Source organism: Oceanimonas aquatica (assembly GCF_030732065.1).
In the GTDB taxonomy this organism is placed as follows: domain Bacteria; phylum Pseudomonadota; class Gammaproteobacteria; order Enterobacterales; family Aeromonadaceae; genus Oceanimonas.
The window spans coordinates 193,125-210,915 of record NZ_JAVBHX010000005.1 but is presented as its reverse complement, the minus strand read 5'-3'; the positions used below and the strand labels follow the sequence as shown (position 1 = coordinate 210,915).

Genomic DNA, 17,791 nt, shown 5'->3' with positions numbered 1-17,791 from the left:
TTTCAGAGCATGGGGATCTGCTCGTCGTCGTCACCGTCGCCGAGCAGATCCAGCAGGTGCTGTCTGCGCAGTCCCTGGCGGTTCAGCAGCTTTTGCTGCGCCATAACCGGCAGGTCGGTGAACTGGATCAGGTGTTTGTCGATGAGAATGTCGATCAGATCCTCCAGCACCCGTGCCAGCGCCAGATCCGAGGCTTGCAACGCATCCAGCTCGGAGCGGGACGGTGAATCCTGTGCGGCACCGATGAATTGCCATAGCTCAGGCGAATCCGCAGGAATGGCTTCATTAATGTCTTCTGTCGCCTCCAGGCTGGCGGCGCAGATGTGTCCTTCGTCATTGCGTTTAACAAACATCAGCCTTGCTCCTTTCCGTGGGCCAGCAGCATCAGGTGCATGCGATCCCGCGCGCCCAGCTTTTCAAATACCGAGCTCAGGTGCGCCTTGACGGTGCGCTCGGTAATGTTGAGGGTGAGGGCAATGCGCTTGTTGCTGGCACCGCCGAGTACTTCGTCCATGACCTGACGCTCCCGGGCGGTGAGCCTGCTGAGATCACAGCTCGCCGGCTGGGGGCTGGCTGCATTTTTCGCCAGCAGCGGCGACAGCAGTCCCACCATGCGGTTAACCAGCTCCGCCGGCAGCCAGATGCCACCGGCCTCAACGGTGGCCGCCGCCTGGGCAAGAATCGCCGTGCTGGACATGGCCTCCAGATAGCCCCGGGCGCCGGCGGCCAGGGCCTGGCGCAGCTCCTCCAGTTGCGGACGGCGTGTCAGGGCGAGCACGGTCCGGCCCAGTGCGGTCTGCTCCCGAATCAGTTGCTCCCAGCCTGGCAGGCCGGTCAGCACCCACACCAGGTTGGCGTTGGCGGGCTCATGCTGGCCGGCAATCATTACGCTGGCATTGGCAAAGGCCTGCCGCCAGCGCGGGCTGCTGAATCCTTCTTCGGTGATAAACAGTACGTGTCTCATCGTTCGGTCATCGCTCTTGAGGTGGCTCTGAGTACGGGCTTGAGCAGGTATTCCAGGACAGTCTTTTTGCCGGTGAGAATATCAACCTCGGTGATCATGCCGGGAATAATGGCCAGATCATCCGCCAGGCCGGCACGCTGGGTGGCCAGCCGCACCAGATAATGGCTGTTACCGTCTTCGTCCCTGATGGTATCGGCACTGATGTGCCTGACTTCAGCATCCAGGCCGCCATAAATGGCAAAATCGTAGGCGGTAAACTTGATCATGGCGTCCTGCCCGGGGCGAATAAAGGCGATGTCCTTGGGCTGGATTTTGGCTTCGATGATCAGCTCGTCATCCAGCGGGATCAGCTCCAGTACTTCACGGCCGGGAGACACCACGCCCCCCACGGTATTGGCAAACAGGCGCTGCACCGTGCCCCGCACCGGGGCCCGGATTTCGGTTTGCTCCACCCGGTCTTCCAGCGCCGATTCGGCCTCGCCAAGGGCGTCGAGCCGGGCCTTGGCGGTCAGGTATTCCCGGCGCCAGCGGTTGGTGACGTTGAGCTCGGTTTCCCGAATCTTGTTGCGGGCTTCTTCAATGGCGGCTTTGCTTCGGCTGATGGCGGCCCGGGCCCGTTCGGCATCGCCCCGGGCCCGGCCGATCTCCCGCTGAATACGCAGAATGTCCACATCGGACACGGCGCCGAGCTCCAAGAGTGGCCGGGTGACCCTCAGCTCCTTCTGGCTAAGTGCCAGCGACTGGGTGTGTTGCTTCAGCTCGGCCTGAGCTTCAACCAGATCCTGTTGTCGCTGGCTGAGCTGATGATTGTAAATGGCGCGTTGCTCGTCCAGCTCTTCCTGGCTGGCCTTGTACAGACGCAGCTCCCGGCTGATAAGCTCAGGTGCCTGCTGGTGCAGGTCATCGGCAAACACCGGCTCGGTATTGTCAATCAGTGCCTGCAGCCGGGCCACCTCGGCGCTGGCGGACAGGTATTGCACCCGGCTTTCGTTCAGACTGGACACGGAGCGGGTGGGATCGATACGCAACAGCACTTCGCCGGCTTCCACCGTTTGTCCTTCCTTCACCAGTATCTGCTGCACTATGCCGCCGTCGAGGGACTGCACCACCTGCAACTGCCGTGAAGGAATGACCCGGCCTTCGCCCCGGGTGACTTCATCCAGCGGCGCAAAGGCAGACCAGATCAGCAGGGCGAGCAATACCGCTGCCATGGCATAGAGCAGGGCGCGGGCGCGCACCGGCTCCTGCTGCATGCGAGCCCACTGGGCATCCTGAGCCCAGTTGCGACCGGTGTGCGAATGGGGTTTTTGCGGGTTCATGCGGCACTCCCGATTTTGCCCTGGCGCAGTGCGTCGAGTACCTCGGCCTTGGGTCCGTTGGCCACCACCTGGCCGTTGTCGACCACTATAATGCGATCCACCAGGCTCAGCAGGGTGCTGCGGTGGGTCACCAGTACCATGGTCCGCCCTTTGGCGCAGTGCTGCAGACTGTGCTTAATCTGCTCTTCGTTGCGCTGATCGAGGGAGCCGGTGGGTTCGTCGAGCAACAGCACCGGGGACTCCTTGAGCAGGGCCCGGGCGATGGCCACCGCCTGGCGCTGGCCGCCGGATAGCAGCTGGCCGCGCTCACCCACCTGCATGTCAAAACCGGATGGGTGGGTATTGATGAAGTCGGACAGGCCGCTTTGCTCAGCGGCCTGCACCATATGTGCATCCTCCACATGGGGCATGCCCAGCACCAGGTTGTCGCGCAGGGTGCCGTAAAACAGGGAAACATCCTGAGGCACATAGCCCATGCCGCGTCGCAGCTCGGCCGGATCCAGCTGGCGAATATCGGTGCCGTCCATCAGTATGGTGCCGGCATCGGGCTCGTACAGCCCCAGCATCAGCCGCTCCAGGGTGCTTTTGCCCGAGCCGTTGCGGCCCAGTATGGCCACGTGCTCGCCGGCTCGAATGCGAAAGCTTACATCGGTCAGCGCCGGCCGCTCGGCGTTGGGGTAGGTAAAGTTTACATGGCGAAATTCAATGTCGCCCTGCTGAATGGGGCGGCTGACCCGGTGGCGGTCATTGCTGCGCTCCCGCGGGCGCGCCATGATGCCGTTCAGGCTGTCCATGGCGGTGACCGCATGATGATACTGGGACAGCAATGCCGCGGCCTGACCAACGGGGCTCATGGCCCGTGAAGACAGCAGATAACAGGCGATCAGTCCGCCCTGAGTGAGCTGGCCTTCGCGGATCAGGTAAACCCCGAGAATAATCAGGCTGACCGCCACCACATGCTGGGCCCAGAGCGCGCCATTGCTGACCGATGAGGCCAGCAGACGCATTCGGGTGGTAAGTTTTGACAAAAACAGAATGCTGTTTTCCCAGTTACCCTGCATTTTGCTTTCGGCGCCTGTGGTCTTGATGGTTTCCAGGTTGCCGAGGCTTTCGATAAGGGTGGCGTTGCGCATGGCGCTGGCACGGTTCATGGTGTCTGACAACTTGCGCATTTTGCGCTGAGCCAGAGCGGCATAGCCCAGCACCGCCAGTGCGCCAACGATGATGGGAATGACCAGCAGGCCGTTGATAAGCCCGATGATCAGGCAAAACACCAGCATAAAGGGCAGGTCAACCAGCGCCACCAGGGTGACCGAGCCGATAAAGCCGCGCACCGACTCAAAAGACTGCACATTGCTGGCAAAGGAGCCGGCCGAGGCGGGCCGCTCCGACAGTTTCATGCCGAGGATCTGTTCCATGATGGACGCCGACAGCCTGACATCGGCCCGGCTGGCGCCGAGATCGACAAACCAGCCCCGCATCAGGCGTAATCCCAGATCGGCACAGAGCACCACCAGTACGCCCACCGCCAGCACCCACAGGGTGTGGGTGGCGTGGTTGGGCACCACCCGATCGTAGATGTTCATGACAAACAGCGGCATGGCCACCGCCAGCAGGTTGATCATGATGGCGGCGATGATGATGTCACGGTACAAATGGCGGTTGTCGGCGATCACACTCCAGAACCAGTGCCCCTGTGCCCGTCGAGAGTTGCCGGGAGCCCGCTCATCAAAGTGAAATTCGGGCTGGGCGTAGATGAGGTTGCCGGTATATTGCTGCTCCAGGCTGTCGAGCGGCACCGTCACCTCGGCATCAGCCAGCTCCGGCCAGATCACTCGCGCCGTTTGTTGCTCGTTATTGATGCCGGTGATGACACAGGCGGTGTGGTCGTTGAACAGCAAGACTGCGGGCAACAGCGACGAATTGAGTGCAGCCAGGGAATGGCGTTGTACCCGGCTGGTCAGCCCCGCACGCCGCGCTGCCCGGTGAAACACCGAGGGCGTGAGCGCGTTGTCGACCAGCGGCAGGCCGGCCAGGGCGGCATCCGGGGTCAGCTTGCGCTCATGCAGGCGGCACAATATCAGCAGGCATCCCAGCAGGGGACCACCTGGTTGCTCTTGATGTCTTGCTTGTGGCATTTCCGTTTCCGTTAAATTCCCCGGTGCTTACCGGGCCGGGCTGTAGCGGGCCATGGCAGTGATGTTATCGGCCGGACAGGCCGACTCCGCATCCACTGTCATGGGCTCGGCACCCAGTTCGTTCAGGGTAGGCAGATCGTTACTGACCACTTCCAGCGCCGGTAACAACTGGCCCATGGCGGTCAGGGTTCTGGCAATGGCCGTGCCCCGGTCGTATACCGCATTGGTGTAAGCTCTGCTGGCCTGAAAATACTCGTTTTGCGCATCAAGTACATCCAGCAGGGTGCGCTCGCTGATACCGAACTGGCCCTTGTAGGCGGCCCGAACCCGGTTGGAGGATAACCGGTGCTGGTTCAGAATGGGTAGTTGCTGATCAAGCTTTTGTACGTCGTTATAGGCAATTTGCAGAGTCTGGCGCATGTCGATACAGGCCTTATCCCGCAGATCCCGGGCCTGGTTGAACTCTTCACTGGCCTTGTTCAGGCTGGCCTGATCACGGCCGCCACGGTACAGGTTGTAGCGCAGATCCAGACCAATGCGGCCTTCATTGCGGCGCTCATCCACCTCACCGTTAACATAATCCTGAGTACCGTATCTGGCGCTCAGGTTCAGCTCCGGATGAAAGGCGGCTTTCTGGCTGTCGATGGCGGCATTTTGCGCCTCGATATTGCGCAGAGCAGCATGAAACGCCGGGCTGCCCTGGTAGGCCAGGGTCATGGCTTCTTGCAGGCTAACAGGCAGTTTGCTGTTGTTCAGCTCCAGCGGCGCCATGTCGGCAGCCGGCAGCTCACCCACAATGCGCAGGTAGCGGGCGCTCACATCGTGCAGGTTGGCCAGTTCCGTCAGCAGGTTGGACTCGGCCAGCGATACCCGACCGCTGGCCTGCTCGAGATCAGCGCGCCGGGCAACGCCCGCCCGGGCACTGACTTCAATCTGCTCATATACCTCAAGGTGGCTGGCCAGGTTTTCTTCGGCCAGGGCAACGAGCTCCCGATAGCGTTGTACATCCTGATAGGCGCGCACGGAAGCCAGGGCTGTGTCTTCAAGCTGCGTCAGCAGCTCGAAATAGCGCACCAGCTGGGCGTTTTCAAAGCGTTTTACATCGCTGGAGGTTTTAAAGCCGTCATACAGCATCTGTACCACGAAGATTTCGGCGGCGGCACCGCTGAACTCCCTGGGATCGTCATAGTTGCGCCATTGCTTGCCATAGCCGGCAGTTACATCGGCGGTGGGCAGGTAGCCGCCTTTGGCAAAGTCGATGTCGTATTCGGCAGCACGAAAGGTGCGCCAGCTGGCCTGAACTTCGGGGTTCGTATCAATGGCCTTTCTGACCACGTCGGCTGCATTGCTGGCCGGTGGCTGGGCCCAGGCCATACCGGCACACAGGCCGGCAATCAGTACTGCACAAGATTTAAATGGATTCATGTTTCAGGGTCTTGTTGGCTTAAGCACACTTGTGGAATAGGTAGAGTCGATATGTTAGCGAGAGCATTCTTGGGTTCTGTTGTTCGAAGGCTTCCGTGTACGCACCGCTCTGCATATCGGTTCGTTTACATTTGAATCCCAATCATCCCATATTAACGCTTCAGGCGAAAATACCTCCTGTACTTCAGTCCAATACTTTTTCGCCGGTCGCCGGGAGATGATAACAGCAATTCAGAATGAAAAGAGGTCGGTGAGATCATGAGTATTCCAATTGCAGTGGTAACCGAAGTTAGCGGCCAGGTAACGGCACAGGCGGCGGATGGTTCCATTCGTGATCTGGCTGCTGGTGACACTCTGTTTGCCGGTGAACGGCTGATCACCGGTGACAATGCCAGTGTGGTGATTGATTACGGCGATAACGAAACCGTGCAATTCGGCAGTAATCAGTTATTACAGATGACCCCGAACATGCTGGCCTCGGCCGAGCCCGAAGTACAGGAAAGCGCGTTACTCGACCCCAGCGTGGAGGCCGTGCTGGCGGCACTGGAAAATGGCGATGATCTGCTGGAAGAGCTGGAAGCGCCTGCTGCAGGTCTGGCCGGTGCTCCAACGGGAGGTGGCAGCTCTGTTGTGACACTCACCCGTGTTGCCGAGACCGTCGACCCCCTTGCATTTGATTTTGATATTGAACCGGTTAGCCCATTTGAAACATTGGTGGGAGCCGGAACTGCTTTTGATGACGTAGCTGCTGAAGACAGCGATGCCGACGCGGATGCGGATGCAGACGCCGATGCGGATGCTGACGCTGATGCAGATGCCGACGCAGATGCCGACGCAGATGCAGACGCCGATGCGGATGCCGACGCGGATGCGGATGCGGATGCAGATGCTGACGCCGACGCTGATGCCGACGCTGATGCGGATGCAGATGCCGACGCAGACGCCGATGCGGATGCCGACGCCGATGCAGATGCTGACGCCGACGCGGATGCCGACGCTGACGCGGATGCGGATGCGGATGCTGACGCCGACGCCGACGCCGATGCGGATGCCGATGCAGATGCAGACGCTGATGCGGATGCCGACGCCGATGCGGATGCCGACGCCGATGCAGATGCTGACGCCGACGCTGACGCGGATGCCGACGCTGACGCGGATGCGGATGCGGATGCGGATGCTGACGCGGATGCTGATGCCGACGCCGATGCGGATGCCGATGCAGATGCAGACGCTGATGCGGATGCCGACGCCGATGCTGATGCCGACGCTGACGCCGATGCTGACGCCGACGCAGATGCAGACGCCGATGCGGATGCCGACGCGGATGCGGATGCGGATGCAGACGCCGATGCGGATGCAGATGCTGACGCCGACGCAGATGCAGACGCCGATGCGGATGCCGACGCGGATGCGGATGCGGATGCAGACGCCGATGCGGATGCAGATGCTGACGCCGACGCTGATGCGGATGCAGATGCCGACGCAGACGCCGATGCGGATGCCGACGCCGATGCAGATGCTGACGCCGACGCGGATGCCGACGCTGACGCGGATGCGGATGCTGATGCCGACGCCGACGCTGATGCCGATGCCGACGCCGATGCTGACGCCGATGCTGACGCCGACGCTGATGCCGATGCAGACGCCGATGCAGATGCTGACGCCGACGCTGATGCAGATGCTGACGCTGATGCCGATGCCGACGCAGACGCCGATGCGGATGCTGACGCGGATGCCGATGCAGACGCTGATGCGGATGCCGACGCTGATGCCGACGCCGACGCCGACGCCGACGCCGATGCCGATGCGGATGCGGATGCCGATGCCGACGCTGATGCCGATGCCGATGCGGATGCCGATGCAGACGCTGATGCGGATGCAGATGCCGACGCAGACGCCGATGCGGATGCCGACGCCGATGCAGATGCTGACGCCGACGCCGACGCCGACGCTGACGCGGATGCCGATGCCGATGCTGACGCGGATGCGGATGCGGATGCTGACGCTGACGCTGATGCGGATGCCGACGCTGACGCGGATGCTGATGCTGATGCCGACGCTGACGCCGACGCGGATGCCGATGCCGACGCGGATGCTGACGCGGATGCCGATGCTGACGCCGACGCTGATGCCGACGCTGATGCCGATGCAGACGCCGATGCAGATGCAGATGCTGACGCCGACGCGGATGCCGATGCCGACGCAGACGCCGATGCGGATGCTGACGCGGATGCCGATGCAGATGCCGACGCTGACGCGGATGCCGATGCGGACGCGGATGCCGATGCGGACGCGGATGCCGACGCCGATGCCGACGCTGATGCTGACGCTGATGCTGATGCCGATGCCGACGCAGACGCAGACGCCGATGCGGATGCTGACGCTGATGCCGATGCCGATGCCGATGCGGATGCGGATGCTGACGCGGATGCCGACGCAGACGCCGATGCTGATGCTGATGCCGACGCTGACGCGGATGCCGATGCGGACGCGGATGCGGACGCCGATGCAGATGCTGACTCGGATTCTGACGCCGACGCCGACGCTGATGCCGACGCAGACGCTGATGCCGATGCCGATGCGGATGCTGACTCGGATTCTGACGCCGACGCCGACGCAGACGCTGATGCCGATGCCGATGCGGATGCTGACTCGGATTCTGACGCCGATGCTGATGCTGACTCGGATTCGGACGCTGATGCCGATGCCGACTCGGATTCGGACGCCGATGCCGATGCCGACTCGGATGCTGATGCCGATGCAGATGCCGACTCGGATTCGGACGCCGATGCCGATGCAGATGCTGACTCGGATTCTGACGCCGACGCGGATGCTGATGCCGATGCCGATGCCGACTCGGATTCGGACGCGGATGCCGATGCAGATGCTGACTCGGATTCGGACGCCGATGCCGATGCCGACTCGGATTCGGACGCTGATGCCGATGCAGATGCTGACTCGGATTCGGATGCCGATGCAGATGCTGACTCGGATTCGGACGCTGATGCTGATGCAGATGCCGACTCGGATTCGGACGCTGATGCCGATGCTGACTCGGATTCGGACGCCGATGCTGATGCAGATGCTGACTCGGATTCGGATGCCGATGCAGATGCTGACTCGGATTCGGACGCTGATGCCGATGCGGATGCCGACTCGGATTCGGGAGCTAATGCGGATAACGACCTGGACCCGCTGGATCACGCTATCTCAAATGCCACCTTCTATGTCGAAGGCAAGGATGGAAGCCTTAAGGAAGTTAAGCTCGACTATAAGGTTGACGGCATAAAGAATGCCGCTCAGCCACAGGATCTGATTGCCGAGATTGAGAATGGATCTGGTGGTGCTGTTGTTGGCTACACCATTAAAGGCGGAAAGGATTACACCCATATCAAGCTGGAAGGGGATAGCTGGCAAGAGGTTAGTGCTGCTGATATGCCGGTTGATAATCCGGAAGCGCATAATGATCAGGATTACGAAGGCACCTGGAATGGCAGTAATGTAGATATTGACTGGTCTGCTCAGGGTGGCGAGGATGATGCTGCCTCTGCAGGGAGCGAAAAAGAACCTAGTGGTAAACCGGATAAAGGTAAAATGCTCAAGCAGGGCACTCCTCAACAATCCGAAGAGGAACAAACGGAAGATGATGACTCGCAGAGCACCGGTGATCAAACTGTAGAGCATCAAGGAGAGGCTTCAGAGGGAGAAAGTCCTCGGGCACTGAGCTTCTTTGCTGATGAAGAAGACGATACGATTCCCATGCCTGCAGACAATGATACGGATAAAACGTCGGAGTCCGGCAATGCAGAAGAGCAGCAAGGACAAGGAAAACCGTTGGAGGTCGGCAGTCTGCTTTCCGGTGATGACGATGACCTTGGATTGAATGACGCTGGTTCAGACGAGACTGGTAAGCCGGCAGGCTCTGGAGACAGCGGCGGAGCTCCTGATTCGGGATTCTCAGGAGATGCGGGGGATCCGCTGATGGAAGATCCATTTGACTCAACCGGTTCTCAGGGGGCAATCGATCAATAAGGTGGGGTTGTCTGGTCCTGTCGGCGTACAGTGATATGCCTTGCTGAGGCCGACAGCTGGTCCAAAACCACCGTGTGATTGCGTTCTCATGTGCCTTGCCGGTGTTATGCTCATGGGCCCTCTTGATGAGGGCCTGTTTTTTATGCTTCCCATGGTAGTGTCCGTTGTCAGGCATGTGGCCATGAATTTGAGAAGCGGATTCTGGGAGATGTGATTGAGGTGTTGAACACATTACTTGAGCAGGCGTATGCCGAGCTTTCTCATCTTTTTGAGCGGGTGCGGGCCATCAAGGTTGAAAGGACCCGCACATCAAGTGACATTCCTGAACCGCTTTTTCCGAGGATGGTGCTGTTTTTCTCCCTGAGCAATGGGCATGAAAAGGCCCGTGTGATAACCGCTGTCGGACATGATTTTGAAGAGGCTTGGGAGAAAGGGGAGGAGGTATGCCGCCAGGCAGATACCGATACTGCTCTTCCGGTAAAGTGGCTGCGAGTAGACTGGGTTACCAGGATCAAGCCCATGAAGCAAGCCGAGCTGAATGACCTTCTGAGCAGAACCAAGCGCAACTACTTCCGCTATGGCCTTTCCTTTTCTGAAGATTTTGAGCAGGCACTGCTGGAGCAGGAACTGAATGCCAACGCCATTCTTTATGCCGGTAGTGAAGTGCCTCATGCCAGCCTGAATCAGAAAAACCTGGCTGCCTATGCCAAAAAACGTTTTGGTAACCGACTGGTTCTGAATGTGAATGATGATGCCCCTGTATATATGTTTTCCACTCGTGGGCGATTCTATGCGCGGGATCCGGGCCTTGATGACTTGCCAGGGGCTAGCAGCAAGGGTATTGCGCTGGCTGGTCCGGGGCGTAATGGTGGCCGGCGTCAGCCCGGGCTGCTGAACTCGGAGCAGGTATTCAGCCTGGTGAATCGCGGTGCTTCCTTTCTTGCCCGGCAGGTGATGCCGTCGGGCAAGTTCATTTATGGCTACTTTCCCTGCTTTGGCCGCAAAATTTCCAATTACAATGCGCTGCGCCATGCCAGTACTACGTACGCCATGCTTGAAGCCTGGGAGCTGACAAAGAATGATGAGCTGAAAGTCGCCATCGATCGTGCCCTTGCATGCCTTGCCAATGAGCTGATCCATACTTACCCGCTTAATAGTGAACAGCAGGCGGCCTACCTGGTAGACACCGGTAACGAAATCAAGCTGGGAGGCAACGCTGTTTGCCTGCTGGCCATGGTGAAGTACACCGAGTTGACCAATGATGAACGTTATTTATCACTAATGGAATCCTTGGCGGTGGGCATTGAACTGATGCAGCACACCGATACTGGGCAGTTTGTACATGTTCTGAATGCGGAAGATCTTTCCATTAAAGAGCCGTTTCGTATTATTTATTACGATGGCGAAACCGCGTTCGGACTGATGCGTTTGTATGGTTTAACGAAAAATGAACGCTGGCTGAAGTTGGTTGAACGTGCTTTTGATTACTTTATAGATAATAAACACTGGCAAGCCCATGATCACTGGCTTTCCTACTGTGTGAATGAGCTGACTCGTTATCGTCCGGCAGAAAAGTACTTCCGTTTTGCGGTTAACAATATCGCGGGCTATCTCGATTTCATCCAAAACAGACGAACTACCTATCCGACCCTGCTTGAACTGAGCATGGCCTTTCATCATACGCTGGATCGCATCAAGCAGTTGCCTGAGATGCAGCATCTGCTGCAAGATTTTGATGAAGAAGCGTTTTATACGGCATTGCACGCCCGGGCCAATTATCTGATGAACGGCTTTTTCTGGCCCGAATTTGCCATGTACTTTGCCGAGCCTGAAACAGTACTGGGCAGCTTTTTTATTCGACATCATTCATTTCGAGTAAGGATTGATGATGTTGAGCATTATCTTTCGGGGTATGTGGCTTATTGGGCATTGCTCAGAAGTCTGGAGGAAGAGGGTTCAACTAAACCTTTTTCTGCAGAGCCTGAAACTGAGTCCGTGCTGCTGGCCTGGGGGGGAGATGTCAATCTGGGACGGCGACAGCATTATCGCACAGCCAAACTGGGGGCAGAGAAAGTGCTGAATATCCCGGTACTAAGAGAGTCCCACTTGAGCCTTATTAACCTGGAGTGCGTGGTCACCACACAGGGAGAGCAAGGAGTGGATAAGGGCGAGGGGGGACCCTACTACTATCGCGCTCGCCCCGAGATGCTGGAGGTGCTGGTCCGGGCGGGTGTTGATGTGGTGACCACGGCCAATAACCACAGTGGTGACTATGGTTCTGACGGACTCCTTGATCAGCAGCGCTGGCTGGCTGCGACGGGCATTGAGCAGATTGGCTCGGGAGAGAATCTGGAATCGGCCTTCCGGCCTCTATTTCGACAGTTTGGGGCATTGCGGTTGGCTCTGATGGCGGTGGATGCCACCCAGCAAAGTTTCGCCGTTACCGGGAATAATCCGGGTACGGCTTATCTGTCATTGCAGGATACGACCGCCTGGCAGCAAATGAAGCACCGCATCGACAGGGCGCGGGAAACGGCAGATATCGTGCTGGTCTGTGTGCACTGGGGAGCCAACCATGCCGTTCACCCCAGTGAGTCACAGATAGCGGCAGGACATGCGTTAATTGATGCCGGTGCCGATGCCGTATTGGGTGCTTCTGCTCACCGTTTGCATGGGGTGGAGCTGTATCGACAGAGGCCGATTATCTACGATGCTGGCGATCTGCTGTTTGATGCGGTGCGTTCTTCTCCCAAGTATGGCGGCATCTTTCAACTGGAGTTAAGCAATAAAGGGGTTGAACGGATCATTTTTGTTCCGGTCGAAGTGGGTTTTGGTCACTCATGGCAGGCAGAGGGAAGCAGAGCGCAGAATATATTGAACCTGTTCACCAAAAGGTGTCAGCCTTTCAATACTCGCTTTGAATCAAACGATGATGGCACCGCTGTGCTGGAAATACACTCGACGCCGCGAAGCACATGTCTCGCGCCTCTTCCGTCCAAGACTTTTCGGCCTTCATCCAAGCTCTGGGCTTCAGTGCTGGACTCTTCCTGGGCGGTAAAAGAAGTGCCCCTGGAAGCGAAGATGGACCCGGTCACTTTGGGACCTTTTACTTTACTGGGGCTTAAAGCCGGTCCCCGTTGGATAACACAACGACAAATGATCTGGGTCGAAAGCTTCTGGTACATCGATGCCCCAGTGGATGAAGACTTCCGGCTGGAAGTAACGGCGGTGCCAACCTGGGAAGAAAATCTCAAGCCCTGGGGGCTGGGGATGGATCACGACTTCTGCGACTGGGTGCACCCTGCCAGTCGGTGGCAACCCGGCGTTATCTATCGGGATTTTTACGGTATTCGCCCTCCTGTAAGAAAGGAGTGGGTTAATACCGAGCTGCATTTACAACTGAGGCTACTCACTGCTTCGGGATCCGAAAGTGCCCGGCTCAGGCTGCCCATTCATTTTGGTTTGGGGTTGCCCGAAAAGCCGGCCATGCGTTGGCCCTTTATTCAGAGCGGCTATCGCAAAGATTTTTCCTGGCTGCCTTTTAATAAGGAGCAGCAATATGCCTGGGATGCAGAACAATTGCAGGCAGTAACCGGCGGAAGCTGGCTGACGCCTCCCCTCGATGACTGGCATGTGAATTCAGTGATACGGGGGCGAAGCCATGCTGCCATGGTGAAGTCTCCTACCCTGTATGTGGCGTCCACCTCGCTCGAGCTGGCTCGTCATGAACAATATTCAGCGATTGCCAATTGCTACCGACGTGGCTGGGACAGTCATCATGTACTGAAAGGGCTGCCCAAGGTAGTGGTCGGGGTGATTGTTAGCCGCCCGGTAGCCGGCTTGCCAAAGGAATTGCCGGTATTGATGGTGGAAGATCCCGTCAAGGCGTTTATTGAGCTGGGTATCGCGTCCCGGCAGAGATTGTCTTGTCCCTTGGTGGCAGTGACCGGCAGTGCGGGCAAAACAACACTGGTATCCATGATCCAACAGTTATTCTCGGAGCGGCTGGAAGCTCATTCCACCTACGATAACTACAATTCCCGCGTAGGTATCTTTGCGGTAATGGCGAGCATACCGCCATCGGCACAGCTGGCCGTACTGGAGGTGGCCGTGTCCGCCATCAATGCCAGAGAGTCTAGAAGCGTCAAACTGCTTGCCCCCGATGTGGCGGTGATCACCAATATTGGTCCGGCTCACCTGCGTGGTAACGAAGGTACGATTGCTATTGCCGCCAGGAAGGCAAAGCTTTTCAAAGGTGTACGCCGGGGCGGCTTGGCCATTGTGTGCCGTGATACCGCCCATTACGATGAAATAGCGGTACGGGCGCAGGCGGAAGGACTTGTTCTTATCACTTATGGTGAACATGAGCAGGCTGATTGCCGGTTGCTGGCTTTTGATGGCAAGCATGGACAGGCTGTGGTGAGTTATCTGGGGCGTGAGCTTGAATACTCATTAGGAATGGCTGGCCGTCATTTTGCGGTGAATAGCCTGGTATGCCTGATCCTGGCCCGGCATCTTGGTATACCCCTGGAGGTGATTACTGAAGGTTGCACTGCATTGAAACCGGTGGAAGGACGAGGGGAATTGCTGCCGTTAAATATTGATGACAAGCGTGTCATGTTGCTGGATGACAGCTATAACGCCAACCCCTTGTCCATGGTGGCAGCGTTTCAACAGCTGACAGCGCTTGCTCACCGGGGGCGCGTTTTGTTGGTGCTCGGAGATATGCTGGAGCTGGGACAGCGAGCACAGCAGTATCATTTGAAGTTGGTTCCTGACATTGTCAGGAGTTCACCCGACAAGGTATATCTGGTTGGTACTTACATGAAAGCGGTAGCTGAGCGGTTGAGTGAGCAGGGCGTTTCATGCAGCTGGTTTGAGCGGTCTGGAGCCGTGATGAGCGGCCTTCGGCAGGATTTGCAGGAAGGGGATCTACTATTGGTGAAGTCGTCCAACGGCATTCGTTTAAGCGAGGTTGTGAATGCGCTTAAGCGTTTGTCAGAGTTTTCTTCGTTGAAAGAGTAGTGAACTAGAATGTATAAGAAAGGTGCTGGTAAAAAATCAATATCCAGGAATTATCAAAATATTAACTGCTCAGGGAGTGAAGCAGGCTGTAATTATAAGTCCAAGGTGGTTAATTGGGGGAGTATTGAAGGTTATACATTAGGTAAAAAACTCGGCGAAGGAACTTTTTCTGAAGTCTTTAAAGGTGTTCATAAAAAGTCGGAGGCTAATGTTGCTATAAAAAGGATAATGAAGGGTAACCCCGGAAAAATAAAAAGAGAAGTGTCTATACTCAAGCGTATAAAGGGTAGTAAGAATAATGCCCATATTTTCGATTCGGTAAAAGGGAACTCTGGTAGTGAAAAGTATATTGTCATTAACTATTACGTTGATGACAGGTTAATAAAAAATAACACACCTATTTCTGAAGCTGAAGTTAAAGAGTACATGTTTCAGCTTCTTAACGGGTTGGATGAAGCTCACAGTAGAGGCGTTATACATCGAGATATTAAGCCTGCTAATATTGTCATTAACAGAAAGAGAAGTCGTTTAAAGATTATTGACTGGGGTATGGCTGACTTTTATCATCACTTATAGTGAATATCCCATTACTGTTAGTTCTTATCATTATAGAGCTCCTGAGCTTTTGCTTGGCATGAAGCAATATGATTACTCTTTGGATATGTGGTCTTTTGCTTGCATTTTCGCTGGCCTTGTTTGTAATTCTTTTCCTTTTGTAAAAGGTAGAGATAAGTCTAATGTTGAATTGCTACGCAATATTTCTGGCTTGCTTGGTGAAAATGAGTTTTGGAATTACATTGAAAAGTATGGTCTGAATGGAGTTAGTGAGGAAATTCTGGGGGCTATTGTTAACCCCAGCGAGGAAGGCAGGCTTGTTTTGATGCGTTCAGACTCTGCTCTTAAATCTAACTTGGCATTGGATCTGATCTCTAAAGTATTGAAAGTTGATCACCAGGAAAGATTGACAGCAAGAGAAGCGATGGAGCATCCATATTTTGATGAGGTCCGTAAAACATAGCCTCGTGATTGGCTCTTTTTATCTTTATATGGCTTAATCCATTTATTCTGTTGCTGTAGGAGCCCTAATGACCCCCTTATCCCCCTACGCCGCCTATTCTGCCGCCCTTGAGTCCGGTTTTGTCGAGGATGCCGCCCAGCGTCATGCAGCCGAGTGGCTGGAAGGTTGTTACCGTGGTGTACTGGCCGATGAACCGGGCACACAGGGCGTGTATCTGTGGGGGCCGGTGGGCCGGGGCAAGACCTGGCTGATGGACCGGTTTTTTGCCAGCCTGCAAGGCGCCGGTGTGCCGGCCCGGCGGCTGCATTTTCATCACTTTATGCAGCAGCTGCACCGGCGGCTGTTTCAGCTCACCGGCACCGAAGATCCGCTCAAGGTGCTGGCCCAGGAGCTGAGTGCCGAGGTGCGGGTATTGTGCCTGGACGAGCTGTTTGTCAGCGACATTGGCGATGCCATGTTGCTGGGCCGGCTGCTGCGGCACCTGTTTGAGCAGGGGCTGGTGCTGGTCACCACCTCCAACCAGCACCCCGAGGGGTTGTATGCCGACGGCTTTAACCGGGCGCAGTTTTTGCCGGCGGTGACCGCCATGACCGAACATATGCAAGTGGTGCCGATGCACGGCGAGCAGGATCATCGCCTGCACCCGGGGCAGCAGCACCAGCGCTATTGGGTACAGGAGCCTGAGGCGCTTGCCGCCGTGTTTGAGCAAGTGGCCGGTAAGGCCAAAAACACCGAGCCACTTATACTGGGCAACCGGCCCATTGCCGTACTTGGCCGCAGCGAGCGGGGGCTCTGGTGCCGTTATGCCGATCTGTGCGAACAGCCATTGGCGGCCCAGGATTTTATTGTGTTGTGCGACCAGTTTGAGCAGGTATTGCTCAGTGACGTGCCCCGGCTCAGTTGCGACAGCCGGCAAAATTCCATAGCTCGGGGTACCGAAGACGGTGCCGTGCGAGTGGCCGCCGGTGATCGCATACTGCCGGCATTGTCCCGCCAGGACGACGGCGTGCGCCGCTTTATCGCTCTGGTGGACGAATGCTACGACCGCAGCATACCACTTTACATAGACGCGGCGGTGCCGATGGATGAACTCTACCTTGATGGCGCCCTGGCATTTCCGTTTCGTCGCACCCTAAGCCGGCTGAAAGAAATGCAGCTGGCACGGTTTGGAGAGAGTGCCTTGCAGGCCGAATAAACCGGGCCTGGAGAAATATTGTCACTCCGGCTCGGTGGCCGGAATGACCAAAGCTCCGGCAATCTCTGCTGCTGCTTCAGTCTTTATAATGCTTTCGCATTTCCGCCATATAACGCAGGCTGGCCTCGGTGGACGGCGTCAGTGCGCCGGTGGCCTGTGGGGTTACCAGCAGGTTGCCGCTGGCTTCCCGGGTTACCAGCCCCATGCTTTCCAGCTTGCTCACCTTTCTGCGCACCGTCTCTCTGGCAATGCCGCTGCACTCCGCTACCGACTGAATATTGATGGGCCGGCTGGCCGGCACCGGCCGGTCGTTTGCCATAAACTGGCTATAGGTCATGGCGCTGGCCTGACGTGCCGGCTGGGTACGGGTGCCGATAATGCCGAGGATCAGCATTAAATCGAGATCGCCGTCAAACTGCTGCCGAAGCTGTATTAGCAGGCCGGTCAGCGCTTCCACATGGGCCGGCCAGATGCGCCCGAAATGGGTGGTCAGATGATCGTCGTCTATCGCCATGGTTTCTATATCTTTATGAAAAAAAAGAAAAAATGATTGCCCATTTTGGGCGGCTCCAATCTTGTTGGCAAGCGGGCTTTGACCGACACTAAATAACAGCGCAAACCCTTCGACCCCGGTTAATGCAAAACCAGACTCAAATAAAACAAGAGTGATCAAGC

General features: G+C 57.0%; 13 protein-coding genes. 5 read left to right on the top strand and 8 right to left on the bottom strand.

The features are described from left to right. Window positions 1-2: 2 nt before the first annotated feature. From Q9290_RS09260 to Q9290_RS09230, 7 genes are all read right to left on the bottom strand, one after another. The gene (locus Q9290_RS09260; protein WP_306079366.1) at window positions 3-353 is read right to left on the bottom strand and encodes a tryptophan synthase subunit beta like protein; all 351 of its coding nucleotides are present in this window, start codon (window positions 351-353) and stop codon (window positions 3-5) included. Next, the gene (locus Q9290_RS09255) at window positions 353-964 is read right to left on the bottom strand and encodes a response regulator transcription factor (RefSeq protein WP_306079365.1); all 612 of its coding nucleotides are present in this window, start codon (window positions 962-964) and stop codon (window positions 353-355) included. Before Q9290_RS09255 ends, Q9290_RS09260 begins: the two co-directional genes overlap by 1 nt. After that, window positions 961-2,283 (bottom strand): HlyD family type I secretion periplasmic adaptor subunit, encoded by a 1,323-nt coding sequence (locus Q9290_RS09250; RefSeq protein ID WP_306079364.1) that lies wholly within the window; start codon window positions 2,281-2,283, stop codon window positions 961-963. Before Q9290_RS09250 ends, Q9290_RS09255 begins: the two co-directional genes overlap by 4 nt. Next, window positions 2,280-4,421 (bottom strand): type I secretion system permease/ATPase, encoded by a 2,142-nt coding sequence (locus Q9290_RS09245; protein WP_306079363.1) that lies wholly within the window; start codon window positions 4,419-4,421, stop codon window positions 2,280-2,282. The genes Q9290_RS09250 and Q9290_RS09245 overlap by 4 nt, the downstream gene beginning before the upstream one ends. A 27-nt stretch (window positions 4,422-4,448) precedes the next feature. Next, window positions 4,449-5,846 carry a TolC family outer membrane protein gene (locus Q9290_RS09240; RefSeq protein WP_306079362.1) on the bottom strand — a complete coding sequence of 466 codons (1,398 nt, stop codon included), beginning with the start codon at window positions 5,844-5,846 and terminating at the stop codon, window positions 4,449-4,451. 507 nt (window positions 5,847-6,353) lie between these two features. Further along, window positions 6,354-9,050: a hypothetical protein gene (locus Q9290_RS09235; protein WP_306079361.1), complete on the bottom strand. Its 2,697-nt coding sequence runs from the start codon at window positions 9,048-9,050 to the stop codon at window positions 6,354-6,356. A 6-nt stretch (window positions 9,051-9,056) separates the two neighbouring features. Continuing rightward, window positions 9,057-9,263 (bottom strand): hypothetical protein, encoded by a 207-nt coding sequence (locus Q9290_RS09230; RefSeq protein ID WP_306079360.1) that lies wholly within the window; start codon window positions 9,261-9,263, stop codon window positions 9,057-9,059. A gap of 18 nt (window positions 9,264-9,281) precedes the next feature. On the opposite strand from Q9290_RS09230, the gene Q9290_RS09225 reads away from it, so the two are divergent. The 5 genes from Q9290_RS09225 to zapE all read left to right on the top strand — a co-directional run bounded on the left by Q9290_RS09225 (window position 9,282) and on the right by zapE (window position 17,116). Beyond that, on the top strand, window positions 9,282-9,878 hold the full coding sequence (locus Q9290_RS09225) for a hypothetical protein (RefSeq protein WP_306079359.1): 597 nt from the start codon (window positions 9,282-9,284) through the stop codon (window positions 9,876-9,878). Between the two features lie 210 nt (window positions 9,879-10,088). Then, on the top strand, window positions 10,089-14,903 hold the full coding sequence (locus Q9290_RS09220; protein ID WP_306079358.1) for a CapA family protein: 4,815 nt from the start codon (window positions 10,089-10,091) through the stop codon (window positions 14,901-14,903). A 9-nt stretch (window positions 14,904-14,912) separates the two neighbouring features. Next, window positions 14,913-15,479, top strand: a complete 567-nt coding sequence (locus tag Q9290_RS09215; RefSeq protein WP_306079357.1) for a protein kinase domain-containing protein — start codon at window positions 14,913-14,915, stop codon at window positions 15,477-15,479. Next, window positions 15,442-15,921, top strand: a complete 480-nt coding sequence (locus Q9290_RS09210; RefSeq protein WP_306079356.1) for a protein kinase domain-containing protein — start codon at window positions 15,442-15,444, stop codon at window positions 15,919-15,921. Before Q9290_RS09215 ends, Q9290_RS09210 begins: the two co-directional genes overlap by 38 nt. A gap of 67 nt (window positions 15,922-15,988) precedes the next feature. Then, window positions 15,989-17,116 carry a cell division protein ZapE gene (zapE, locus tag Q9290_RS09205; RefSeq protein WP_306079355.1) on the top strand — a complete coding sequence of 376 codons (1,128 nt, stop codon included), beginning with the start codon at window positions 15,989-15,991 and terminating at the stop codon, window positions 17,114-17,116. Window positions 17,117-17,192: 76 nt separating this feature from the next. Here zapE and Q9290_RS09200 read toward each other — a convergent pair whose 3' ends face one another. Next, entirely contained in the window at window positions 17,193-17,630 is a 438-nt protein-coding gene (locus Q9290_RS09200) for a helix-turn-helix domain-containing protein (protein ID WP_306079354.1), read from the bottom strand. Window positions 17,631-17,791 lie beyond the last annotated feature (161 nt).

Excerpts from the sequence above, each read along its gene's own strand:
- Q9290_RS09225 (WP_306079359.1), top strand. The coding sequence starts at position 9,282 with ATGCCGGTTGATAATCCGGAAGCGCATAATGATCAGGATTACGAAGGC.
- Q9290_RS09255 (WP_306079365.1), bottom strand. The coding sequence starts at position 964 with ATGAGACACGTACTGTTTATCACCGAAGAAGGATTCAGCAGCCCGCGC.
- Q9290_RS09240 (WP_306079362.1), bottom strand. The coding sequence starts at position 5,846 with ATGAATCCATTTAAATCTTGTGCAGTACTGATTGCCGGCCTGTGTGCC.
- Q9290_RS09250 (WP_306079364.1), bottom strand. The coding sequence starts at position 2,283 with ATGAACCCGCAAAAACCCCATTCGCACACCGGTCGCAACTGGGCTCAG.
- Q9290_RS09260 (WP_306079366.1), bottom strand. The coding sequence starts at position 353 with ATGTTTGTTAAACGCAATGACGAAGGACACATCTGCGCCGCCAGCCTG.
- Q9290_RS09200 (WP_306079354.1), bottom strand. The coding sequence starts at position 17,630 with ATGGCGATAGACGACGATCATCTGACCACCCATTTCGGGCGCATCTGG.
- Q9290_RS09215 (WP_306079357.1), top strand. The coding sequence starts at position 14,913 with ATGTATAAGAAAGGTGCTGGTAAAAAATCAATATCCAGGAATTATCAA.
- Q9290_RS09245 (WP_306079363.1), bottom strand. The coding sequence starts at position 4,421 with ATGCCACAAGCAAGACATCAAGAGCAACCAGGTGGTCCCCTGCTGGGA.
- zapE (WP_306079355.1), top strand. The coding sequence starts at position 15,989 with ATGACCCCCTTATCCCCCTACGCCGCCTATTCTGCCGCCCTTGAGTCC.